This window comes from Frankia alni ACN14a (assembly GCF_000058485.1).
Taxonomy (GTDB): Bacteria; Actinomycetota; Actinomycetes; order Frankiales; family Frankiaceae; genus Frankia; species Frankia alni.
Genome location: NC_008278.1, coordinates 5,633,030 through 5,655,482, shown reverse-complemented (window position 1 = coordinate 5,655,482; position 22,453 = coordinate 5,633,030). Strand labels below are relative to the sequence as shown.

Sequence of the window (22,453 nt, the reverse complement as noted above, 5' to 3'; positions counted from 1 at the left end):
CGCTGCGGCGTTTAGGCTGCGGGGAATGGCACGCCATCTGCTGACTCCGGCCGGGCAGGGAGACGACGGGGCGGCCGACGAGGCCCTCGTCCGGGTGCTCGCCGCCGGCGGCCCGACCGGTCGCGTCGATCCTGCCGCCCTGACCGCCGCCCTGCGCCGCGCCCGGGTCTTCGTCGCGATCGAGGCCATGCTCACCTCGGCCGACGCCACCACCGGCGCCGACAAGACCAGTGAGATGGCGCTGGCCACCCTGCGCACCCCGTCCGGCGCGACCGCGCTGCCGATCTTCTCCAGCGTGGCGACGCTCGCCGCCTGGCGCGGGGCCGCCCGCCCCGTGCCGGTGGCCGCGCCGGACGCCTGGGCGGAGGCGGTCCGGCTCGGCCTCGACTCGGTGGTGATCGACGTCGCGGGCCCGTACTCCACCAGCCTGGAGGTCGGCCACGGCGGCGCCGACGTTCCGGTCGGCCCGGACGCCGTCGGCGATGCCTGGCGAGCCGACCGCGCGGCCGCCGTCGACGAGCGCGCGGCAGCGGTCGATCGCTCGCGTGTCGCCGACGGTGGTGTGGATGCGCCGGTGGGCGTGGGACGGCCCGATCCGTCCGCCGACACCACCCTGACGGCGCTGCGGCGGCCAGCGAACCCCGACGGGCCGCTGGCCCGCGCGCGGGTGCGGGTGGCCCTGCGGGCGATCACGGAACGGGTCGAGGCCTGGCCGGCCGAACTGGTCGAGCCCGGCGCGGCGGCCCCGCGGCCCGTGCTCGCCATCGCCGTCCATGGCCCGGCGGGGGACACGTCTGCGGCGGGAGAGTCGATCGCCCGCCGCCTGTCCCAGCTCCTGGGTGCCGTCCCCGACCCCGGTGGTTCAGCCCCGACGGACGCGACGAACGCGGTCGACCGGCGCGGGGGTCCTGGGCCCGAGCCTCTGGGTGCCGGTGCCGGTGCCGGGTCCGGTGCAGGAGCCGGTGCCGCTGCGGTGGCGGTGCTGGTGGTCGGGGCGTCCGAGGCACGGGCGGTGCGTCGGCTCCTGGGCCGTGGCCTGCGCGCGGAGCGGGGCTGGGCTTCGCGGCTGCACCGCTGAGCCACGGCGGGCCCGCGGCCGACTTCGAGCCTGGGCCGCCCCGACGTCCCTGGGGCCTGCCGACGCCGATCCAGGCGGGTCCGGGCCGGGGCGGGGCCGATTGCGGTGCGTTCTGCGCGGACTGACACGGGGATCGCCTCGCCAACCGGCCCGCGGATCGGTCACCGGGCCCGTTCGGGGCGGCCGGTCGCGGCTGTGATCGTCCTGCCCCGGCGGTGTGGTGCTACTCTTGGCCTCAGACCGATTGCCGGTTGGTTCCACCCATCCGATGGGTCGTCGTTCGTGGCGGCCCTGGCGAGGGCACGGAGCCTGTCCGGCAGGACCAAGCGGGGGTTCGCCCTCCACCCGATGTTGCCGACTGGCGCCGCCTCCACGGGGCGCCGGAGTGTCGATCGGCCCGAGTTCCGGGCCGTGGCCACGGCAGCCGGGTCGCCGGTCGGCCGAGCCGTTCCCGCGGTTGTCGGCCGGGAGCCTGGTGCCGCCAGGCTCGGTGCTCCGCTGCGGTGAGGTCACGCCCGCGCGTCGAGCAACGGAGGAACACATCAGCACAGAGTCCCGTATCAATGACCGGATCCGCGTTCCCGAGGTCCGCCTCGTCGGCGCGGAAGGCGAGCAGATCGGCATCGTTGCGATCGGCGAGGCCATGCGCATGGCGCAGGAGGCCGATCTCGACCTCGTGGAGGTCGCGCCGACCGCTCGCCCTCCGGTCTGCAAGCTGATGGACTTTGGAAAGTTCAAGTACGAGTCCGACCAGAAGCGTCGGGAAGCTCGGAAGAACCAGGTCCAGACCGTCATCAAGGAAATGAAGCTGCGGCCGAAGATCGATCCGCACGACTACGAGACCAAGAAGGGTCACGTCGTGCGGTTCCTGCGAGCCGGTGACAAGGTGAAGATCACCATCATGTTCCGTGGTCGGGAGCAGTCCCGGCCGGAGCTCGGCATCCGCCTGCTTCAGCGGCTGTCGGCCGACGTGGCCGAACTCGGCTATGTGGAGGCCCAGCCCAAGCAGGACGGCCGGAACATGACGATGGTCATGGCCCCGCACAAGGGTTCCAAGCCGCAGCGGCTGCCTGAACCGGCTGGCCACGTCTGACCCGACGTCGGTGGGTCCGCGCGGTGGTGTGCCCACCGTCCGGACCTCGCCGCGCCGACCGCTCGACCACCCCCCGTAAACCGTCAGGATGTCGACATGCCCAAACAGAAGTCCCACAGCGGCGCGAGCAAGCGGTTCCGGATCACCGGCTCCGGCAAGGTGGTGCGCCAGAAGGCCAACCGCCGCCACCTGCTGGAGCACAAGTCCAGCCGCCGTACCCGCCGGCTGGCCGGCGTGGAGCCGCTGACGAAGGCGGACGCAGGCCGAATCAAGCGCCTTCTCGCCCGCTGATCGCGCCCCGCTGACGAATCCGGCCCCGGTGACACCGGCGCGCCCTGCGCGGTGATCGATCCCGGTCCGGCCGGCCGGATGCACCCGAACGAAGGAGACAGGTGCCCTCATGGCACGCGTGAAGCGGGCGGTCAACGCCCAGAAGAAGCGCCGTACGGTCCTCGAACAGGCCAGCGGCTACCGGGGCCAGCGCTCGCGGCTCTACCGCAAGGCCAAGGAGCAGATGCTCCACTCGATGACCTACTCCTACCGGGACCGTCGCGCGCGCAAGGGCGACTTCCGGCAGTTGTGGATCACTCGAATCAACGCCGCGGCGCGGGCGAACGGCCTGACGTACAACCGCTTCGTGCAGGGTCTGAAGCTGTCCGGCGTGGAGGTGGACCGCAAGATCCTCGCCGATCTGGCGGTCAACGACGCCGCCGCCTTCACCGCGCTGGTCGAGGTGGCCCGGGCGGCCCTGGCGGCGGCGCCGGAGCCGACCGCCGCCTGAGCCCGTCGCGACGCCGACCCGTGTCCGCCGCCCGCGTGCTCCCGCCGCCCGATCATGGGCCGGTCGCCGGGCTGCGGTCGGCCCGGGTCGGTGCCGCCCGGCGTCTGCGGCGCCCGGCGGAGCGTCGCGAGCAGGGCCGCTTCCTCGTCGAGGGGGCGCAGGCCGTCGGCGCGGCCGTCGCCGCGGGCGGCCTGCTCGAGGTGTTCGTGGGCGTGTCGGCGGCCGGCCGCCACGAGGATCTGCTGCGGGCCGCCGCGGTGCCCGTCCGGCTCGTGACGGACGAGGCCGCGGCGGCACTGTCCGAGACGGTCACCCCTCAGGGGCTCGTCGCCGTCGCCGCTCTGCCGGGGCACCGGCTCGCCGACCTCGCCGCCCCCCGACTCGTGGCGGTGTGCGTGGGCGCGAACGATCCGGGCAACGCCGGCACCGTGATCCGCAGTGCGGATGCGGCCGGGGCGGACGCGGTGGTGTTCACCGGCGGCGGCGTCGACCCGTTCGGCGGGAAGTGCGTGCGGTCGTCGGCCGGCAGCCACTTCCACCTCCCGGTGATCGTCGAGCCGACGTTCACCGAGGTGGTGACGGGGTTGCGCGCACGGGGGTGCCGAATCGTCGCGACCTCGGGTTCCGCGCGGCGTGATCTCGACACCGCGGTGGACGCCGGCGAGCTCGACGGGCCCACTGCCTGGTTGTTCGGCAACGAGGCGCATGGTCTTGACCCCGCCGGTCTGGCCGCCGCGGACGCGGCGTTGCGGGTACCGGTGTACGGTCAGGCCGAGTCCCTGAATCTTGCGGTTGCGTCCGCCCTGTGCCTATACGCATCGGCGCGGGCGCAGAGAACGGGTAGGTCCGGTACTGACGGCACCGGAGGAGGTGGTCGGCGGTGGTGAACACCGTCGCATCGACATCCGAACAGGCGCCGACCGCGCAGCAGCCACCGGCTCCCGCCGGTGCAACCGTTCCCCCGGCGGGCGGCTCGGCCGGCTTGCCCACCACCGCCGCCCCGGCATCAGGCGAGGCCATGACTGCTGACGACGAGCCCGCGCAGGATCACGGCGCACCGGCGGACCCCGCCGCGGCCGACGGCGGCGACGGTGCCGGCTCGGCCGCGCTGGACGGGCCGCTGCCCGCGGCCGCGTTCGACCTGCTGCCCGACGCGGTCGTCGTCACCGACGCCGCCGGCACGGTCGAGGTCTTCAACCGGGCCGCGGTCCGCCTGATCGGCGTGTCCGCGCCGGCCGCGGTCGGCCGGCACCTCACCGAGGTGCTCCCGTTGCTGGATGAGCGCGGCAACGACTGGTGGGAGTGCTCCGCGGTCAGCCGGGAGCTGCCGCGGGTCATCGGCCAGCCCGAGCGACGGCTGACCTACGCCGGTCCCGTGCATGACCGCGACTTCCACGTCACCGTCCGCTTCACCCGGGTCGCGGGCCGGCTGGCCCGGGTTTCGCTGTCGCTGCGCGACACGCTGAGCCGGGAGCGGCTGGAGCGCAACCGGGCGGATCTGGTCGCCACCGTCGCCCACGAGCTGCGCTCGCCGCTGACCAGCGTGAAGGGCTTCACGGCGACGCTGCTGGCCAAGTGGGACCGGTTCACCGACGAGCAGAAGAAGCTCATGCTGAACACGGTCAACACCGACGCCGACCGGGTCACCCGCCTGCTCGCCGAGGTGCTCGACGTCTCCCGGATCGACTCGGGCCGCATCCAGGTCCGCAAGCAGATCGTCGACCTGCCCGGCCGGGTGCGCTCCGTGGTCGACGGCAAGATCGCCGCCGGGGCGGCGGGTGCCGAGCGGTTCGACGTCCGCGAGGAGGGCGAGCTGCCCGAGATGTGGGTCGACCCGGACAAGATGGAGCAGGTGCTCCACAACCTCGTCGACAACGCGCTGCGCCACGGCGCGGGTACTGTGACGGTGCTGCTGCGCGGCAGCGACACCGGCACGGAGGTGAGCGTGGCCGACGAGGGCGAAGGCGTGTCCGAATCGAACGCCGCGCGCGTGTTCACGAAGTTCTGGCGCGGCGCGAGCCGCGGCAACGGCACCGGTCTCGGGCTCTACATCGCCAAGGCACTGATCGAGGCGCATGGGGGCACCATCTCGGTCGGCCGGGCCGCGGGCGGCGGCGCCGAGTTCCGATTTTTCGTGCCCGCCGGCGGTCCGGTGTTCGGCTGAGGCCGAGCGTCACGATCGGCCGGCGGGCGCCCCGGGCTGCCGGCGGCGGCACCGAGCGCGATCGCGCCGCCGCCGCGGCTGCCTCCCGGCCTCCAGCGCCCGCCTCGGCCCGTCCCGGCCGGCGGCGACCACCACGGCCGGGCGACCTCACGCCCGGCGAAACGATACGAGGATGAGCACCGTGCCCGCCCCTGGAGAGACTGTCGACCCGTCCCGGGTCCACGCCCTCGACCCCGACCAGCTCGCCGCGGCCGTCGCCGCGGCCCGGGAGTCGATCCGCGCCGCCGCCGACCTCGACGCGCTGGCCGCCGCCCGCACCGCCCACGTTCACGGCGCCGCCGCCCCGCTGGTGCTGGCCCGCCGGGAGCTCGGCGCGCTGCCGCGCGAGGAGCGCGCCGACGCCGGCCGCCGGCACAACGCCGCCCGCGCCGAGGTCCAGGCCGCCTACGACACGCGCCTGGCCGAGCTGACCGCCGAACGCGACGCCCGTGTGCTGCGTGAGGAGCGCGTCGACGTCACCCTGCCCGTGGCGCGCCGCCGCCGCGGCGCCCGCCACCCGCTGTCCTCGCTGTCCGACCGGCTCGTCGACGTGTTCGTCGCGATGGGCTACGAGGTCGCCGAGGGACCGGAGATCGAACACGACTGGTTCAACTTCGAGGCCCTGAACATGGCCCCCGACCATCCGGCCCGCAGCGAGCACGACACCCTCTACGTCGAGCCCACCGCCTCCGGCCGGGTGCTGCGCACCCACACGTCGCCGGTACAGGTCCGGGCCCTGCTCGAGCGGCCGCTGCCGGTGTACGTCGTGTGCCCGGGGCGGACGTACCGCAACGACACGATCGACGCCACCCACTCGCCGGTGTTCGGCCAGCTCGAAGGGCTCGCCGTCGACGAGGGCATCACCATGGCCGACCTGCGCGGCACCCTGGAGGTCTTCGCCCAGGCGCTGTTCGGCTCCGGGTTGTCGACGCGGCTGCGGCCGTCGTTCTTCCCGTTCACCGAGCCGTCCGCCGAGCTGGACGTGCAGTGCTTCGCCTGCCGCGGCGAGGCGACCCGCCAGCCCTGCCGGGTCTGCTCGGACGAGGGCTGGATCGAGATCGGCGGCTGCGGCATGGTCGATCCGAACGTGCTGCGGGCCACCGGGGTCGACCCGACCCGCTACAGCGGCTTCGCCTTCGGGATGGGCCTGGAACGGGCCGCGATGATCAGGCATGGCGTCCGGGAGATCCGCGACTTCGTCGACGGTGACGTCCGGTTCGGCCTCCCGTTCGGAATCGAGGTCTGAGCAGATGCTGATCGTGATGTCCTGGCTGCGGGAGTACGTCGAGGGGCTGCCACCCACCCGGGCGGTCGCCGACGCGCTGATCCGCGCCGGTTTCGAGGTCGAGGGGCTGCGCGGCGTCGGCAGCGACGTCTCCGGCGTCGTCGTCGGGGAGATCGTCGACTTCGAGATCGTGGAGACGAAGAAGAAGGCCGTCCGCTGGTGCCAGGTCCGTGTGGCGGCCGGCGAGGCCTCGTCCGCCCCCGGTGTGCGGGGGATCATCTGCGGGGCGCACAACTTCGCCGTCGGCGACCGGGTGGCCGTCGCGCTGCCCGGCGCGATGCTGCCCGGCGGGTTCGCCATCACGGCCCGCAAGACCTACGGCCACGTCAGCGACGGGATGATCTGCTCGGCCCGCGAGCTGGGCATCGGTGACGAGCACGACGGCATCCTCGTGCTCCCGCCGTCGGCCCCGCTCGGCGCCGACGTCACCGAACTGCTCGACCTCGTCGACGAGATCCTCGACATCGCCGTCACCCCCGACCGGGGGTACGCGCTGTCGGTGCGGGGCATCGCCCGGGAGGCGGCGACCGCCTTCGCGCTGCCCTTCACCGACCCGGGCGCCCCCCGTTCCGGGCAGGCCGCGGCCGGGGAGGGAGCGGCCGGGGAGGCGTATCCGGTCGTCGTCGAGGACACCGCGGGCTGCGACCGTTACGTCGCCCGGGTGGTCACCGGCGTCGATCCCGCGGCCGTCACGCCGTTGACCTGGTCGCGGCGGCTGGCGTTGGCCGGGATGCGGCCGATCTCCGTGCCCGTCGACGTCACCAACGCCGTCCTGCTCGGGCTCGGCCAGCCGCTGCACGCCTTCGACCGGGCGAAGCTCACCGGCGCCATCATCGTGCGCCGGGCCGAGGCGGGGGAGACGCTGCGCACCCTCGACGGGGTCGAGCGCACCCTCGACCCCGAGGACCTGGTCATCGCGGACGACACCGGCCCGATCGCGCTGGCCGGGGTGATGGGCGGCGCGAGCACGGAGATCTCCACGCAGACGACCGACATCGTGCTGGAGGCCGCGCACTTCGACCCGATCAGCGTCGCCCGCACGGCGCGGCGCCACCGGCTGTCGTCGGAGGCCTCGCGGCGCTTCGAGCGCGGTGTCGACCCGGCGCTCGCCCCGGTCGCCGCGGCGACGGCCGTCGACCTGCTCGTCGAACTCGCCGGCGCCCGCCCCGCCGCGGGGGTGACCGACCTCGACCACCGACCGGCCGTGGCGCCGGTGCCGCTGCCCCTGCGCGAGCCCGAGCGGCTCGCCGGCCGGCCGTACTCCGCCGAGGTCGTCCGCCGCCGCCTCGCCGACGTCGGCTGCACGGTCGTCGGCCCCGCCGCTGGCAGTGCCGCCGACAGCGCCGCCGGCGAGGGGGTCCTCGTCGTGTCGCCGCCGTCGTGGCGGCCCGACCTGACCCGACCCGCGGATCTCGTCGAGGAGATCGTGCGGCTGGAGGGGTACGACACGATCCCGGTGACCCTGCCGCTGCTGCCCGCCGGCCGCGGCCTGACCGCCGCGCAGCGGATGCACCGGGCGGTGGGCCGGGCGCTGGCATACGCCGGTCTGGCCGAGGTGCTGACCCTGCCGTTCGTGGCCGCGGATGCCGCCGACGCGCTCAGCCTGCCCGCGGAGGACAAGCGGCGCCTGGCCGTCCGGGTCGCCAACCCGATCGCCGAGGACGCCGCCTACCTGCGCACGACCCTGCTGTCCGGGCTGATCGCCGCCGCGGTGCGCAACATCGGCCGCGGCCAGCAGGACCTGGCCCTGTTCGAGATCGGCCGGGTCTTCCGGGAGCTGCCCGGCGCGCCGGTGCGGGTGCCGACGCCGCCGGTGGACCGCCGCCCGTCCGCCGAGGAGGTCGCCGCGTTGGACTCGGTCCTGCCCAGGCAGGCCCGTCACGTCGCGGCGCTGCTCACCGGTCGCCGGGAGCCGGCCGGCTGGTCGACGCCGGGCCGCGAGGCGGACTGGGCGGACGCCGTCGACGCCGCGCAGGTCGTCGCCGAGGCGGTCGGACTCACGCTGACCGTCAACGCCGGTGACGCCATGCCGTGGCATCCCGGCCGCTGCGCGGAGCTGACCGTGGGCGGCCGGCTCGTCGGTTTCGCCGGGGAACTGCACCCGCGGGTGCTCGGCGACGCCGGCCTGCCGCCGCGGACCGTCGCGCTGGAGCTCAGCCTCGAGGTCCTCGTCGAGGCCGCGACGGCGGCGCCGCCGATCGTCGCGCCGGTGATCTCCACCTACCCGCCGGCGGACCGGGACGTGGCGCTCGTCGTCCCGACCCAGGTACCCGTCGCCGAGGTGACCCAGGCGCTGCGCGAGGGCGCCGGCGACCTGCTGGAGTCGCTGACCCTCTTCGACGTGTTCGAGGGTGCCCAGGTCGGCGCCGGCCAGCGCTCCCTCGCCTTCGGCCTGCGGCTGCGGGCAGCGGACCGCACGCTGACCGCCGCCGAGGCCAACGCGGTGCGCGACGCCGCCGTCGACCTCGCCGCCCAGCGCACCGGCGCCGCCCTGCGCGCCTAGGTCAGTCAGTCCCGTCAGCCGCGCCCGCGCTGGCCGGTACCCGGCGTGGAAGCCCGGGCGTCGCCGCCAGCGCGGGCCAGTGCTCGGCCACCGCCGACCGGCGCTTGTCGATCAACTCGGGACGGTCCGGGCCATCACCCCCGCCTCCACAGCCCCCGCCGCCACAGCCCTCGCCGCCGCAGCCGCCACTCGAGGTGGTGTCCAGGCTTCTTCTCGATCGGTCGACGCTGCGGGGCCGCAGCGGGACGGCGGGCGCGAGCAGCCCGAGCTCGGTGGCCAGTTTCCGGTCGGCGCGGCCGAGCGCCTCCGGTCCGAACAGTGCGACCGCGAGCGCATGCTGCCCCGGCAGACCGCCGCCGGCCAGTCCGGGCAGGCGCTGCCGGGCCTCGGTCGCCACCGCCCACCCGGCCAGGGTGGTCCGCGGCGTCGTGCGGCAGACGCCGAGAACGAGGGCGCCGACCTCGCCGAGCGCCAGCACGAAGACGGCGTTGCCGTCGGGCGAGCCGACGTCCGCCACCAGCAGGATGATCCCGCCGACGAACAGGGCCCACGCGGCGGTCCGGCACCAGCGCAGCACCCGCTTCTGCCGGACGGTGGGCAGGAGCCCCTCCTCGCACAGCCGCTGGCGGGTCGCGGCCAGCGCGGGGGTGCCGGCGAGCCACCGACCGAGCTCGGCGATGCGGCGCTCGCCGTGCGCGTCGATCTCCTGGTGGATGGCGCAGCGCAGATCCTGATCTGCGCCGACCGCGGGGCGACGGGAGATCACGGTCCCCGGGGGGCGCCCGGCCCCACGGCTCCCGATTCGCCGAGCGCGACCACCGCGACCACCGCGACCAGTGCCGCCAGATCCGGGCCGCCGTCGAGCAGGGCCAGCTCCTCCGCCTGCGACGATCACCAGCGCGACATGGCCGATCGCGATCACCATCCGCCGCTCCTCACTGCCGTGCGTCGTCCGATGGACAGTGCGTGATATGTGCGGCCCAGGATGGGAGGGCGCGGTACCTTCAGCGTCAACGTGAGGTCAACTGCCAGGTCAGGCGGTCGACGCCCGGCGCGGAGGGGGCGCGGACCGACGTCTGTGCCCGCGGCCGACGCGGCCGCGCTGCCCGCCGCGCCGCCCGCGTTCGCCGAATGCCGTTGCATGCTCATAAGCTCGTGTGTATAACCTTGCACATGGGAGTGACCGCAGCAGTGGCAGGGGCGAGCGGGTACGGCGGCGGGGAGCTTCTCCGCCTGCTGCTCGCCCACCCGGAGATCGAGATCGGCGCGCTGGCGGCGAACACGTCGGTCGGCCTGCCCGTGACGGACGTGCACCCGAACCTGCCCGACCTGGAAGGCCGCGTCTTCACCGACGCCGAGACCCTCGCCGCGGCCGAGGCGGACGTCGTCTTCCTCGCCCTGCCGCACGGGCAGTCGGCGGCGGTGGCGGCGACCCTGCCGAGCACCGTCCGCGTCGTCGACCTCGGTGCCGACCACCGCCTTGCCGACTCCGAGGCGTGGCGACGCGCCTACGGTGGCGAGCACGCCGGCACCTGGACCTACGGCATGCCCGAGCTGCCCGGGGCGCGGGCTCGGATCGCCGCGAGCCGCCGAGTCGCGGCGCCGGGCTGCTACCCGACCGCCTCCTCGCTCGCCCTCGCGCCGCTGTTGGCCGCGGGCCTCGTCGAGCCGCAGGACCTCAGCGTCGTCGCCGCCAGCGGCACCTCCGGCGCGGGCCGGTCGGCCAAGGTCAACCTGCTCGGCAGCGAGGTGATGGGCGACCTCACCGCCTACAAGGTCGGCACCCACCAGCACCGTCCGGAGATCGTGCAGGCCCTGTCCGGCGTGGCCGGGACCGCGGTGAGCCTGTCCTTCACCCCCGTGCTCGCCCCACTGCCCCGCGGCATCCTCGCGACCTGCTCCGGGCGGGCCACCCCCGGCACCGACGCGGACGCCGTGTACGAGGCGCTGCGCTCGGCCTACGCGGGCGAGCCGTTCGTCCGGGTGCTGCCGCCCGGGCGGTGGCCGCACGCCGCGGCGACCCTCGGCGGCAACGCCGTGCACATCCAGGGAACCTTCGACGCCGAGTCCGGGCGGGCGATCGTCGTGTCCGCCATCGACAACCTCGGAAAGGGCGCCGCGGGCCAGGCGCTGCAGTGCGCCAACCTCATGCTCGGCCTGCCCGAGACCGCCGGCCTGACCGCCCAGGGCATCGCCCCGTGACCGCCGCTTCCCTGCTTGTCCAGAGGGACGAAACGGACACCAAAGCCTCGGGATACGCAGTAAAGGCGACCGGCCGTCGCCGATCGACCAGCGACGTGGACCGCAGAAGCGACGTGGACCGCAGAAGCGACGTGGACCGCAGAAGCGACATGGACAGCAGAAACGACAGGGACAGCAGACAGGAGAGGTCACGGTGAGCGTCACCGCCCCGAAGGGCTTCCGGGCCGCCGGAGTCGCGGCCGGACTGAAGCCGTCCGGGCGTCCGGACATCGCCCTCGTCGTCAACGACGGGCCGTCCGACGCCGCCGCCGGCGTGTTCACCCGCAACCGGATCCAGGCCGCGCCCGTGCTGTGGACCCGCCAGACCCTCGCCGACGGCCGGCTGCGTGCCGTCGTCCTCAACTCCGGCGGCGCCAACGCCTGCACCGGGCCGGGCGGCTTCGCCGACACCCACGCCACGGCCGAGCACGTCGCGGCCGGGCTCGGCCTCGGCGCCGGGGACGTCGCGGTCTGCTCCACCGGGCTGATCGGCGTCCGGCTGCCGATGGACATCCTGCTCGCCGGGGTCACCAGGGCCGTCGCGGACCTCGCCGACACCGGCGGCGACGACGCGGCCGAGGCGATCCGCACCACCGACACCGTCGCGAAGACCGCGGTGCGGACCTCGACCGCCACGCCGGGGGTGACCGTCGGCGCGATGGGCAAGGGCGCGGCGATGCTGGCCCCGTCGCTGGCGACCATGCTCGTCGTCGTGACCACCGACGCCGTCGCCGACGCCGCGACCCTCGACCGGGTGGTGCGCCAGGCGTCGCGGGTCACCTTCGAGCGGGTCGACTCCGACGGCTGCCTGTCCACCAACGACACCGTGCTGCTGCTCGCCTCGGGCTCCGCCGGGGTGACGCTGCCCGAGGCCGAGCTCACCGAGCTCGTCGCCGCGGTGTGCGCGGACCTCGCCCAGCAGATGCTCGACGACGCCGAGGGTTCCACGAAGACCATCGCGATCACCGTCACCGGGGCCGCGAGCGAGGCCGACGCCCTGGAGGTCGGCCGGTCCGTGGCCCGCAACAACCTGCTCAAGTGCGCCCTCTACGGCAAGGACCCGAACTGGGGGCGCGTCCTCGCCGCGGTCGGCACCACCCAGGCAGCCTTCGAGCCCGACCAGCTCGACGTGTCCATGAACGGCGTGCAGGTGTGCCGGGCCGGCGCGCCCGGGGAGGACCGCGACCTCGTCGACCTCTCCGACCGGCGGATCGACATCCTCGTCGACCTGCACGCCGGCGGCGAGGAACTCACCATCTGGACGAACGACCTGACCGACGGCTACGTCTACGAGAACTCGGCCTACTCGACATGACCGACACCGCCCCCACTGACATCACCACCGCCACCGACATAACCACCGCCACCGGCGCCGCCACCGGCACCGGCCGGGGACCGGCGGCGACCGCGCGCGGGCATGCGGCGCTGGCCAAGACGCAGGTCCTCATCGAGGCGCTGCCGTGGCTGTCCCGCTTCCAGGGCGCCACGATCGTCATCAAGTACGGCGGCAACGCGATGACCGAGCCCGCGCTGCGTGCCGCGTTCGCCGCCGACATCGTCTTCCTGCGCTACTCGGGGCTGCGGGTGGTCGTCGTCCACGGCGGCGGGCCGCAGATCACCGCGCACCTGGCGCGCCTCGGCGTCGAGTCGACGTTCGTCGGCGGCCTGCGGGTCACCACGCCGGAGACCATGGACGTCGTGCGGATGGTGCTGCTCGGCCAGGTCAACCGGGACGTCGTCGGCCTGGTCAACGACCACGGCCCGTTCGCCGTCGGCCTGTCGGGCGAGGACGCGAACCTGTTCACCGCGCGCCGGCGCCCCGCGATCGTCGACGGGCAGGAGGTCGACGTCGGCCTCGTCGGCGACATCGTCGAGGTCCGCGCCGAGACGGTCGACGCCCTGCTCGACTCCGGCAAGGTGCCCGTCGTCGCCTCCGTCGCCCGCGGGATCGACGGCGGCGTCTACAACGTCAACGCCGACACGGCCGCCGCCGAGCTCGCCGTCGCCCTCGGCGCCACCAAGCTCGTCGTCCTGACCGACGTCGAGGGGCTGTACGCGGACTGGCCGACCAGCGACGAGGTGCTCAGCGAGCTGAGCATCACAGAGCTCGAACAGCTCCTGCCGACGCTGGCGGCCGGCATGATTCCGAAGATGGAGGCGTGCCGGCGGGCGGTGCGCGGCGGCGTTCCGCAGGCGCACGTGCTCGACGGTCGGGTGCCGCACGCCGTCCTGCTGGAGATCTTCACCGACGACGGCATCGGCACCCTGATCACCCCGGACCGTGACACCGCCAACCGCGTTGCACCCGCCGCACCCACCGCCTACTCCGGAGGAAGGCCATGACCGCCGATCTGCTCGCCCGGCGCGACGCCGTCGTGATGGCGACCTACGGCCGTCCGACGATCTCCCTGGTCCGCGGGCAGGGCACCCGGGTGTGGGACGACGCCGGGCGTGAGTACCTCGACCTGCTTGGCGGGATCGCCGTCAGCGTGCTGGGTCACGGCCACCCGGCGATCCGGGCCGCCGTCGTCGACCAGTTCGACACCCTCGGCCACGTGTCGAACCTGTACGCCAACGAGCCGCAGGTGCGCCTGGCCGAGCGGCTCGTCGAGCTGCTCGCCGCGGGCGCCCCGGCCCCGGGCCTGCCCGCCGGCGGCGCGAAGACCTTCTTCGCGAACTCCGGCGCCGAGGCCAACGAGGCCGCCATCAAGATCGCCCGACGCACCGGCCGGCCGGAGATCATCGCCGCCGAGGGCGCGTTCCACGGCCGTACCCTCGGGGCGCTGTCCATCACCGGGCAGCCGGCCAAGCGCGCGCCGTTCGAGCCGCTGCTGCCGGGCGTGCGGTTCGTGCCCTACGGCGACGCCGCCGCGCTGCGGGCCGCGGTCGGCGAGCGGACCGCGGCGGTGTTCCTGGAGCCGACCCTCGGGGAGGCCGGCGTGGTCCCGCCGCCGCCGGGCTACCTGGCGCAGGCGCGGGCGGCCTGCGACGACGCCGGGGCGCTGCTGGTGTTCGACGAGGTGCAGAGCGGCATCGGCCGGACCGGCTCCTGGTTCGCCCACCAGGCCGCCGGCGTCCAACCGGACATCGTCACCCTGGCCAAGGGCCTCGGCGGCGGCCTGCCGATCGGCGCCTGCATCGGCATCGGCGCCGCGGCGGACCTGCTGCGTCCTGGTGATCACGGCAGCACGTTCGGCGGCGGCCCGATCGTCTGCGCGGCGGCCCTGGCCGTGCTCGACACGATCGCCGCCGAGGGGCTGCTCGACCACGCGACGCGGCTGGGCGACCGCCTCGCCGCCCAGATCGTCGCGGCGGGGATCCCGGGTGTCATCGGGGTGCGCGGCGTCGGCCTGTGGCGGGCGATCGAGCTCGACGGCCCGTTCGCCCCGGCGGTGGAGACGGCGGCCCGCGCGGCCGGCTACCTGGTCAACGCGGTCGCCCCGGACGCCGTCCGGCTCGCCCCGCCGCTGATCCTCACCGACGCCGAGGCGGACGCCTTCGCCGCGGCGCTACCCGCGATCGTCGGCGCCGCCCGTGACGGCGCGAGCCTGTCGGAGCGAGCCTCTAAGGTCACCGCATGACGGCCCGACACTTCCTCCTCGACACCGACCTGACCTCCGCGGAGCAGGCCGGAATTCTCGACGTCGCCGACCAGCTCAAGGCCCGCCGCCGCGATCCCGGGCCGGCGGACCGTCCCCTCGCCGGGCGGTCGGTGGCCCTGCTGTTCGAGAAGCCCTCCACCCGCACCCGCCTGTCGTTCGACGTCGGCGTCGCCGAGCTCGGCGGCCATCCGATCGTCATCGACGCGACGACCAGTCACCTCGGCCGCGGCGAGACGATCGAGGACACCGCCGCGGTGCTCAGTCGGTACGTCGACGCGATCGTCGTGCGCACCTTCGCCCAGCAGCGCCTCGAGCGGCTCGCGGCCGCGGCGAGCGTGCCGGTCGTCAACGCGCTGTCCGACCATGCCCATCCCTGCCAGGCGCTGGCCGACCTGCAGACGATCCGGGAGCGCCGCGGCCGGCTCGCCGGGCTCACCCTGACCTACCTCGGCGACGGCAACAACGTGGCGCATTCGCTGCTGCTCGCCGGGGCGCTCGCGGGGATGCGGGTGCACGTGGCCTCCCCGCCCGGCTACGAGCCGTTCGAGCAGGTCGTCCGGCACGCCAACGAGATCGGCGCGACCACCGGCGGCGAGGCGCTCGTTATGCACGACGCGCTGGAGGCGGCCGCCGGCGCCGACGTGCTCTACACCGACGTCTGGGCGTCGATGGGCCAGGAGGACGAGTCGGACAGCCGCTCGCTGGTGTTCCAGCCCTACCGCCTCGACGAGAAGGCCGTCGAGGCCGCCCGGCCGGACGTGCTGGTCATGCACTGCCTGCCGGCGCACCGGGACCTGGAGATCGCCGCGTCGGTGCTCGACGGGCCGCACTCGGTCGTGTTCGACCAGGCCGAGAACCGGCTGCACGCGCAGAAGGCCCTGCTCTCGCTGCTGCTCGCGCCGCCGTCGACGGGGGCGGGCACGGCCGCCGGCGAGGGCACGTCCGCCGGGGAGGGCACGGCCGCCGGCGAGGGCACGTCCGCGGGGGAGGGCACGGTCCGATGACCACGGCGGGCGTGGGCGCGGGGGTGCGGCGGGCCGCCCCGCTGACCAAGCACGCCCGGCAGGCGCGGCTGGCGGCGCTGATCGCGCAGCGGCCGGTGCGTTCGCAGTCGGAGCTCGCCCGCCTGCTCGCCACCGAGGGTGTCCAGGTCACCCAGGCCACCCTGTCCCGTGACCTGGAGGAGATCGGGGCGACGAAGGTGCGCGGCGCCGACGGCGGCCTGGTCTACGCCGTCGACGTGAACCTCGCGCCGGCGGAGATCGTCCGGCTTCCGCTGACCCGGCTCTGCGAGGAGCTGCTGGTCTCGGCGGAGGCCAACGGCGACCTCGTCGTCCTGCGCACCCCGCCCGGGGCCGCCCAGCTCTTCGCGTCCGCGCTGGACCGGGAGGCGCTGCCGGCGGTCATGGGCACGATCGCCGGGGACGACACGGTCCTCGTCGTCTGTCGGGCGCAGCTGCCCGCTCCCGCGGGTGGGAGCATCTCCGAGACCACCCCGGCCGGCGGGCAGAGCGCGGGGGAGGCGTCGCCGACCGGGCCGTCCGCGGGCCAGCCGCCGGTCCCGGGCGGGCCGGGTTTGGCAGCCCACCTGCTGCGGCTCGCCGACGGGCGGGCCCGCGCCGTGCCGGGCGTGGCCGCCGCCGCCCAGGCCCGTCCACGCACCCCGCCGGCGGGCGGGGCGGTCCTGGCGGGCACCGGCGGCGGCACCGGCACACCTGATGATGATCTTCCGCGCAATCCGACATAAGGAGTAAGTCCCGTGACCGAACGCGTCGTGCTTGCCTACTCGGGCGGCCTCGACACGTCCGTGGCCATCGGCTGGATCGGCGCCGAGACCGGCGCCGAGGTCGTCGCGCTGGCGGTCGATGTCGGCCAGGGCGGCGAGGACCTCGAGGCCATCCGCCAGCGCGCCCTCACCTGCGGCGCCGTCGAGTCGATCGTGGTCGACGCCCGCACTGAGTTCGCCGAGTCCTTCGTCGCCCCGGCCATCCGGAGCAACGCGCTGTACATGGATCGGTACCCGCTGATCTCGTCGCTGTCGCGGCCGATCATCGTCAAGCATCTGGTCGAGGCCGCCCGCGAGCACGGCGCGGACGCGATCGCCCACGGCTGCACCGGCAAGGGCAACGACCAGGTGCGGTTCGAGGTCGGCGTGTCGGCGCTGGCGCCCGGGTTGAAGGTGCTCGCCCCGGTGCGCGACTCGGGCATGACCCGGGACAAGGCGATCGCCTTCGCCGAGGAGCGCGGGCTGCCCATCGACGTGTCCAAGCGCTCGCCGTACTCCATCGACCAGAACCTGTGGGGGCGCACCGCCGAGTGCGGCATCCTCGAGGACCCGTGGGCACAGCCGCCGGAGGACGTCTTCGTCTACTCGGCGGACCCGACGGTCGCGCGGACCCCCGACGAGGTGACGATCTCCTTCACCGACGGCGTCCCGACCGGTCTGGACGGGCGATCCCTGTCGCTGGCGGAGCTCGTCGCCGAGCTCAACACCCGCGCGGGCGCGCACGGTGTCGGCCGGATCGACATGATCGAGGACCGCCTGGTCGGGATCAAGAGCCGGGAGATCTACGAGTGCCCGGCGGCGATCACCCTGCTGACCGCGCACCGCGACCTGGAGGACCTCACCCTCGAGCGCGACGTCGCCCGGTTCAAGCGGGGCGTCGACCAGCGCTGGGGCGAGATCGTCTACGACGGCCTGTGGTACTCGCCGCTCAAGGCCGCGCTCGACGCCTTCGTCGACGCGGCGAGCGCCGGGGTCGACGGGGACGTGCGGCTGCGGCTCGCGGGCGGGGTCGCCCAGGTCGTCGGCCGGCGCAGCCCGGGCAGCCTCTACGACCACGCCCTGGCCACCTACGACGCCGGCGACCAGTTCGACCAGGGTGATGCCCGTGGGTTCATCGAGCTCTGGGGCCTGCCGACGAAGGTCTGGGCGGCCCGCGAGCAGCGGCTGAACCCGTGACCTCGACGGATCACTCCGAGGAGGCGGCGGTGCCGAAGCCACCCGCCGGCGGGGCCACCGACGCCGACGCGCCCGCCGGCGGGGTGCTCGCCGGCGGGGCGTCGGCCGGCGCCCCGATGCGGCTGTGGGGCGGACGGTTCGCCGGCGGCCCGGCCGAGGCGCTCGCCCGGCTGTCGGTGAGCGTCCAGTTCGACTGGCGGCTCGCGCCCTACGACCTGCTCGCCTCGAAGTCGCACGCCCGGGTGCTGCACCGGGCCGGCCTGCTCGACGACGCCGAGCTCGCCGCGATGCTCGCCGCCATCGACGACCTGTCCGACGCGGTCGCCCAGGGGCGGTTTCGTCCCACGGTCGAGGACGAGGACGTTCACACCGCCCTCGAACGCGGGCTGCTGGAGCGGCTCGGCGCGCTCGGCGGCAAGCTGCGCGCCGGCCGCAGCCGCAACGACCAGGTCGCCACCGACCTGCGCCTGTACCTGCGCGAGCACGCCCGCCAGGTGGCCGCCCGGCTGACCGAGCTGTCCCAGGCGCTGGTCACCGTCGCCGAGCAGCACGTGGACACTCCGGCGCCGGGGATGACGCACCTGCAGCACGCTCAGCCGATCTCGTTCGGTCATCAGCTGCTCGCCCATGTGCAGGCGTTCGTGCGGGACACCGACCGGCTGCGGGACTGGGACCGTCGGGCGTCGGTGAGCGCGCTCGGCGCCGGGGCGCTGGCCGGCTCGTCGCTGCCGCTGGACCCGCGGGGGGTCGCCGCCGAGCTGGGGTTCGACCGGGCGTTCGACAACTCGCTCGACGCCGTGTCGGATCGCGACTTCGCCGCGGAGTTCCTGTTCGTGGCCGCGCTGATCGGGGTGCACCTGTCCCGCCTCGGCGAGGAGATCGTGCTCTGGACGACCCGCGAGTTCGGCTGGGTCGAGCTGGACGACGCCTTCGCGACCGGCAGCTCGATCATGCCGCAGAAGAAGAACCCGGACGTCGCCGAGCTCGCCCGGGGCAAGTCCGGCCGGCTCATCGGCGGCCTGACCGGCTTCCTCGCCACCCTCAAGGGGCTCCCGCTCGCCTACGACCGGGACCTGCAGGAGGACAAGGAGCCGGTCTTCGACGCGGTCGACACGCTGCTGCTGGTGCTGCCCGCGCTGACGGGCACGGTCGCGACGATGCGGGTCCGCCGCGAGCGGCTGGCCGCGGCCGCGCCGGACGGCTTCGCCCTGGCGACCGACGTCGCCGAGTACCTGGTGCGCCGTGGCGTGCCGTTCCGTCAGGCGCACGAGGCCGTCGGCCAGCTCGTGTCCTGGTGCGTCGCCCACGACGTCGACCTCGACGGTGTCTCCGACGACGACCTCGCGGTGATCAATCCGCTGCTCACCCCGGACGTGCGCGGCGTGTTGTCGGTGTCGGGCGCGCTGCAGGCCCGCTCCGCGCCCGGCGGGACCGCACCGGACCGCGTGCGCGAGCAGCTCGCGGCGCTGCGGCCGGTCCTCGACCGGGACCGCGCGTGGGCGGTGGACTGACGGCTACTCCCTGGCCCCCTCAGGGTCCTGCCAAGCCCTCTCAGGGCCCTCCCAGGCCCTCCGAGGGTCCCAGGCCCCAGGACGGTCTCGAGCTCTCTGCGGGACTTGAGCCTCCCGAGGGTTTCGAGCCCCCAGGGGGTCCCGGGCCGGCCGCCGACGTGGCCGGCCCGGCGCCGTACCCGGCGGGCTTCTTCGACCGGCCCGTGCTGGCCGTGGCACCGGATCTGCTCGGTGCGACGGTCCGGCACGGGCCGGTCGCCGTTCGGATCACGGAGGTCGAGGCCTACGGCGGCCTGGGCGATCCCGCCTCCCACGCCTTCCGCGGGCCGACCCCGCGGGCCGCGGTGATGTTCGGGCCGCCGGGCCGGGCCTACGTGTACCTCAGCTATGGCGTCCACTGGTGCCTCAACATCGTCTGCGGACCGGTGGGGGAGGGGTCGGCCGTGCTGCTGCGGGCCGGTGAGGTCGTCGTCGGTCTGGAGGCGGCGCAGGCCCGCTGGCCCACGCTCGCCGTCCGGGATCTGGCCCGAGGACCCGGTCGACTCGGACGGGTCCTCGGCGTCACCGCATCGCTGACCGGAACCCCGGTGACGGGCGGCGGACCTCTTGTCGTCCGCCCGCCGACATCCGAGGTCGCCGGGCTCGGCAATGGACCGCTCGTCGGCCGTGTGTCGGCCGCAGGCGTTGTACCGGCCGCAGGCGTTGGACCGGCAGCGGGCGCGATACCGGCAGGGGGCGCCGGAGCGGCAGGGGATGGGGCGAGGTCGGGGGCGCCCGGCCAACGGATCGCCCGTGGCCCACGAGTGGGGATCAGCGCCGCTGCCGAGCGTCCGTGGCGCTTCTGGCTGGCGGGCGAGCCATCGGTCAGCACCGCGCGGCCGGGCCGTCGCCGCAGGTGACGGCCCCGCGGACAGATGCGGACGGACGGTACGCGGCCTGCTCGTGGGCAACTTGGCCCAGACCGCCAAGCCTCCCATATCAGAACATCACAACGAACCTCTCCGCGAGTGGTGTGACATAGGTCACACATCTGGGCGGGGGATTGATTTGACGCCCCCCGTCATCCACCCGTAATGTTCTCTCTGTCAGCGCAGCACGGCAGACGCCGAACAGGGCGGCTCCACTCGCTGGCAGAGCCCCTCCCCGGAGGGAGCTCGGGGAGAGCAGGTGCGAGGCGGCCCCTTCTTGGGCGTACTGACGAGCACCGCTCCATAAAACTTCGTAAGTGGCTAGGAATCCGCACGAGTACGACATCTCCCGATGTCATCTCGTTCGCGCCTGCTCCTTGAGAACTCAACAGCGTGCCGATTGTCAGTGCCAATTGTTTTACCCCGTTCATGGCCTGGCTGGTTGTTTTCTGCGCATCGTTTGTGGTGTGTGGGGGGTGGCTGGTTGTGGTTGTGAGGGATTCCTTTGGACACGGCATCACGGTTGTGGTGTCGATGTCGGGGTCTGCCGGTTTGTCCGGCACTCTCGAAATCATTGATGGAGAGTTTGATCCTGGCTCAGGACGAACGCTGGCGGCGTGCTTAACACATGCAAGTCGAGCGAGGGGCTTCGGCTCCTAGCGGCGAACGGGTGAGTAACACGTGGGCAACCTGCCCCGAGCTCTGGAATAACCTCGGGAAACCGGGGCTAATGCCGGATATGACGCTACCGGGCATCTGGTGGTGTGGAAAGATTTATCGGCTCGGGATGGGCCCGCGGCCTATCAGCTTGTTGGTGGGGTGATGGCCTACCAAGGCGACGACGGGTAGCCGGCCTGAGAGGGCGACCGGCCACACTGGGACTGAGACACGGCCCAGACTCCTACGGGAGGCAGCAGTGGGGAATATTGCGCAATGGGCGAAAGCCTGACGCAGCGACGCCGCGTGGGGGATGACGGCCTTCGGGTTGTAAACCTCTTTCAGCAGGGACGAAGCGCAAGTGACGGTACCTGCAGAAGAAGCACCGGCCAACTACGTGCCAGCAGCCGCGGTAATACGTAGGGTGCAAGCGTTGTCCGGAATTATTGGGCGTAAAGAGCTCGTAGGCGGCCTGTCGCGTCGGCTGTGAAAACCCGGGGCTCAACCCCGGGCCTGCAGTCGATACGGGCAGGCTAGAGTCCGGCAGGGGAGACTGGAATTCCTGGTGTAGCGGTGAAATGCGCAGATATCAGGAGGAACACCGGTGGCGAAGGCGGGTCTCTGGGCCGGAACTGACGCTAAGGAGCGAAAGCGTGGGGAGCGAACAGGATTAGATACCCTGGTAGTCCACGCCGTAAACGTTGGGCGCTAGGTGTGGGGGACCTTCCACGGCCTCCGTGCCGCAGCTAACGCATTAAGCGCCCCGCCTGGGGAGTACGGCCGCAAGGCTAAAACTCAAAGGAATTGACGGGGGCCCGCACAAGCGGCGGAGCATGTGGCTTAATTCGATGCAACGCGAAGAACCTTACCAGGGCTTGACATGCAGGGAAATCTCGTAGAGATACGGGGTCCGTAAGGGTCCTGCACAGGTGGTGCATGGCTGTCGTCAGCTCGTGTCGTGAGATGTTGGGTTAAGTCCCGCAACGAGCGCAACCCTCGTCCTATGTTGCCAGCGAGTTATGTCGGGGACTCATAGGAGACTGCCGGGGTCAACTCGGAGGAAGGTGGGGATGACGTCAAGTCATCATGCCCCTTACGTCCTGGGCTGCACACATGCTACAATGGCCGGTACAAAGGGCTGCGATACCGTGAGGTGGAGCGAATCCCAAAAAGCCGGTCTCAGTTCGGATCGGGGTCTGCAACTCGACCCCGTGAAGTCGGAGTCGCTAGTAATCGCAGATCAGCAATGCTGCGGTGAATACGTTCCCGGGCCTTGTACACACCGCCCGTCACGTCACGAAAGTCGGTAACACCCGAAGCCGGTGGCCTAACCCTTGTGGGGGGAGCCGTCGAAGGTGGGACCGGCGATTGGGACGAAGTCGTAACAAGGTAGCCGTACCGGAAGGTGCGGCTGGATCACCTCCTTTCTAAGGAGCGTCTGGCTGGTCTGTCCTGTTGGGGGTGGGCTGGTTCAGGGCCAGGGCCGGATGTGCATGCCGGTCTGGTTGCTCATGGGTGGAACGCTGACGATAGTGCTGCTGGTTGTCTGGCAGGCGTCTAGTACTCTCTGGTCGTCCTTCTCCCTTGTGGGGTTGGGTGGGTGGGGGTGGAACGGGTCTGGTGGGTGGC

Annotated in this window: 18 protein-coding genes and 1 rRNA gene; 18 read left to right on the top strand and 1 reads right to left on the bottom strand. The window is 73.3% G+C overall.

Annotated elements, in window-relative coordinates:
• The first annotated feature begins 25 nt into the window (after positions 1-25).
• From FRAAL_RS22755 to pheT, 8 genes are all read left to right on the top strand, one after another.
• On the top strand, positions 26-1,078 hold the full coding sequence (locus tag FRAAL_RS22755) for an SseB family protein (protein WP_041939660.1): 1,053 nt from the start codon (positions 26-28) through the stop codon (positions 1,076-1,078).
• Between the two features lie 385 nt (positions 1,079-1,463).
• Positions 1,464-2,171 carry a translation initiation factor IF-3 gene (gene infC / locus FRAAL_RS22750; RefSeq protein ID WP_231861211.1) on the top strand — a complete coding sequence of 236 codons (708 nt, stop codon included), beginning with the start codon at positions 1,464-1,466 and terminating at the stop codon, positions 2,169-2,171.
• A gap of 96 nt (positions 2,172-2,267) precedes the next feature.
• Positions 2,268-2,462 (top strand): 50S ribosomal protein L35, encoded by a 195-nt coding sequence (gene rpmI, locus FRAAL_RS22745; RefSeq protein ID WP_011606309.1) that lies wholly within the window; start codon positions 2,268-2,270, stop codon positions 2,460-2,462.
• 109 nt (positions 2,463-2,571) lie between these two features.
• Positions 2,572-2,952: a 50S ribosomal protein L20 gene (rplT, locus tag FRAAL_RS22740; protein ID WP_011606308.1), complete on the top strand. Its 381-nt coding sequence runs from the start codon at positions 2,572-2,574 to the stop codon at positions 2,950-2,952.
• 35 nt (positions 2,953-2,987) lie between these two features.
• Positions 2,988-3,839: a TrmH family RNA methyltransferase gene (locus FRAAL_RS22735; protein ID WP_011606307.1), complete on the top strand. Its 852-nt coding sequence runs from the start codon at positions 2,988-2,990 to the stop codon at positions 3,837-3,839.
• 131 nt (positions 3,840-3,970) lie between these two features.
• Positions 3,971-5,116: a sensor histidine kinase gene (locus FRAAL_RS22730; protein ID WP_011606306.1), complete on the top strand. Its 1,146-nt coding sequence runs from the start codon at positions 3,971-3,973 to the stop codon at positions 5,114-5,116.
• A gap of 181 nt (positions 5,117-5,297) precedes the next feature.
• On the top strand, positions 5,298-6,401 hold the full coding sequence (gene pheS / locus FRAAL_RS22725) for a phenylalanine--tRNA ligase subunit alpha (RefSeq protein WP_011606305.1): 1,104 nt from the start codon (positions 5,298-5,300) through the stop codon (positions 6,399-6,401).
• Between the two features lie 4 nt (positions 6,402-6,405).
• Entirely contained in the window at positions 6,406-8,943 is a 2,538-nt protein-coding gene (pheT, locus tag FRAAL_RS22720) for a phenylalanine--tRNA ligase subunit beta (protein WP_041939658.1), read from the top strand.
• Position 8,944: 1 nt separating this feature from the next.
• Here the strand turns inward: pheT and FRAAL_RS22715 are convergent, their stop codons facing one another.
• Positions 8,945-9,868, bottom strand: a complete 924-nt coding sequence (locus tag FRAAL_RS22715) for a TIGR04222 domain-containing membrane protein (RefSeq protein WP_083866888.1) — start codon at positions 9,866-9,868, stop codon at positions 8,945-8,947.
• Between the two features lie 248 nt (positions 9,869-10,116).
• On the opposite strand from FRAAL_RS22715, the gene argC reads away from it, so the two are divergent.
• From argC to FRAAL_RS22665, 10 genes are all read left to right on the top strand, one after another.
• Positions 10,117-11,145, top strand: a complete 1,029-nt coding sequence (gene argC / locus FRAAL_RS22710; RefSeq protein ID WP_041939657.1) for an N-acetyl-gamma-glutamyl-phosphate reductase — start codon at positions 10,117-10,119, stop codon at positions 11,143-11,145.
• Positions 11,146-11,338: 193 nt separating this feature from the next.
• Positions 11,339-12,499, top strand: coding sequence for a bifunctional glutamate N-acetyltransferase/amino-acid acetyltransferase ArgJ (gene argJ, locus FRAAL_RS22705; RefSeq protein ID WP_011606301.1), 1,161 nt, complete (start codon positions 11,339-11,341; stop codon positions 12,497-12,499).
• Positions 12,496-13,527 (top strand): acetylglutamate kinase, encoded by a 1,032-nt coding sequence (argB, locus tag FRAAL_RS22700; RefSeq protein ID WP_011606300.1) that lies wholly within the window; start codon positions 12,496-12,498, stop codon positions 13,525-13,527. The genes argJ and argB overlap by 4 nt, the downstream gene beginning before the upstream one ends.
• Entirely contained in the window at positions 13,524-14,765 is a 1,242-nt protein-coding gene (locus tag FRAAL_RS22695; RefSeq protein WP_011606299.1) for an acetylornithine transaminase, read from the top strand. The genes argB and FRAAL_RS22695 overlap by 4 nt, the downstream gene beginning before the upstream one ends.
• Positions 14,762-15,790, top strand: coding sequence for an ornithine carbamoyltransferase (gene argF, locus FRAAL_RS22690; protein WP_011606298.1), 1,029 nt, complete (start codon positions 14,762-14,764; stop codon positions 15,788-15,790). Before FRAAL_RS22695 ends, argF begins: the two co-directional genes overlap by 4 nt.
• The gene (gene argR, locus FRAAL_RS32025; protein WP_050997218.1) at positions 15,787-16,533 is read left to right on the top strand and encodes an arginine repressor; all 747 of its coding nucleotides are present in this window, start codon (positions 15,787-15,789) and stop codon (positions 16,531-16,533) included. Before argF ends, argR begins: the two co-directional genes overlap by 4 nt.
• A gap of 12 nt (positions 16,534-16,545) precedes the next feature.
• Positions 16,546-17,748, top strand: a complete 1,203-nt coding sequence (locus FRAAL_RS22680) for an argininosuccinate synthase (protein WP_011606296.1) — start codon at positions 16,546-16,548, stop codon at positions 17,746-17,748.
• The gene (gene argH / locus FRAAL_RS22675; protein WP_011606295.1) at positions 17,745-19,259 is read left to right on the top strand and encodes an argininosuccinate lyase; all 1,515 of its coding nucleotides are present in this window, start codon (positions 17,745-17,747) and stop codon (positions 19,257-19,259) included. Before FRAAL_RS22680 ends, argH begins: the two co-directional genes overlap by 4 nt.
• Before the next feature lie 158 nt (positions 19,260-19,417).
• A complete protein-coding gene (locus FRAAL_RS22670; RefSeq protein ID WP_011606294.1) occupies positions 19,418-20,158 on the top strand; it encodes a DNA-3-methyladenine glycosylase in 741 nt (246 codons plus the stop codon).
• Positions 20,159-20,741: 583 nt separating this feature from the next.
• Positions 20,742-22,251, top strand: a 16S ribosomal RNA gene (locus FRAAL_RS22665).
• The last annotated feature ends 202 nt before the right edge of the window (positions 22,252-22,453 follow it).

What these genes read in the sequence shown, in the direction of transcription:
- FRAAL_RS22755 (WP_041939660.1), top strand. Translation starts at nt 26, where the DNA reads ATGGCACGCCATCTGCTGACTCCGGCCGGGCAGGGAGACGACGGGGCG.
- rpmI (WP_011606309.1), top strand. Translation starts at nt 2,268, where the DNA reads ATGCCCAAACAGAAGTCCCACAGCGGCGCGAGCAAGCGGTTCCGGATC.
- rplT (WP_011606308.1), top strand. Translation starts at nt 2,572, where the DNA reads ATGGCACGCGTGAAGCGGGCGGTCAACGCCCAGAAGAAGCGCCGTACG.
- FRAAL_RS22730 (WP_011606306.1), top strand. Translation starts at nt 3,971, where the DNA reads ATGACTGCTGACGACGAGCCCGCGCAGGATCACGGCGCACCGGCGGAC.
- pheT (WP_041939658.1), top strand. Translation starts at nt 6,406, where the DNA reads ATGCTGATCGTGATGTCCTGGCTGCGGGAGTACGTCGAGGGGCTGCCA.
- FRAAL_RS22715 (WP_083866888.1), bottom strand. Translation starts at nt 9,868, where the DNA reads ATGGTGATCGCGATCGGCCATGTCGCGCTGGTGATCGTCGCAGGCGGA.
- argC (WP_041939657.1), top strand. Translation starts at nt 10,117, where the DNA reads ATGGGAGTGACCGCAGCAGTGGCAGGGGCGAGCGGGTACGGCGGCGGG.
- argB (WP_011606300.1), top strand. Translation starts at nt 12,496, where the DNA reads ATGACCGACACCGCCCCCACTGACATCACCACCGCCACCGACATAACC.
- FRAAL_RS22695 (WP_011606299.1), top strand. Translation starts at nt 13,524, where the DNA reads ATGACCGCCGATCTGCTCGCCCGGCGCGACGCCGTCGTGATGGCGACC.
- argF (WP_011606298.1), top strand. Translation starts at nt 14,762, where the DNA reads ATGACGGCCCGACACTTCCTCCTCGACACCGACCTGACCTCCGCGGAG.
- argR (WP_050997218.1), top strand. Translation starts at nt 15,787, where the DNA reads ATGACCACGGCGGGCGTGGGCGCGGGGGTGCGGCGGGCCGCCCCGCTG.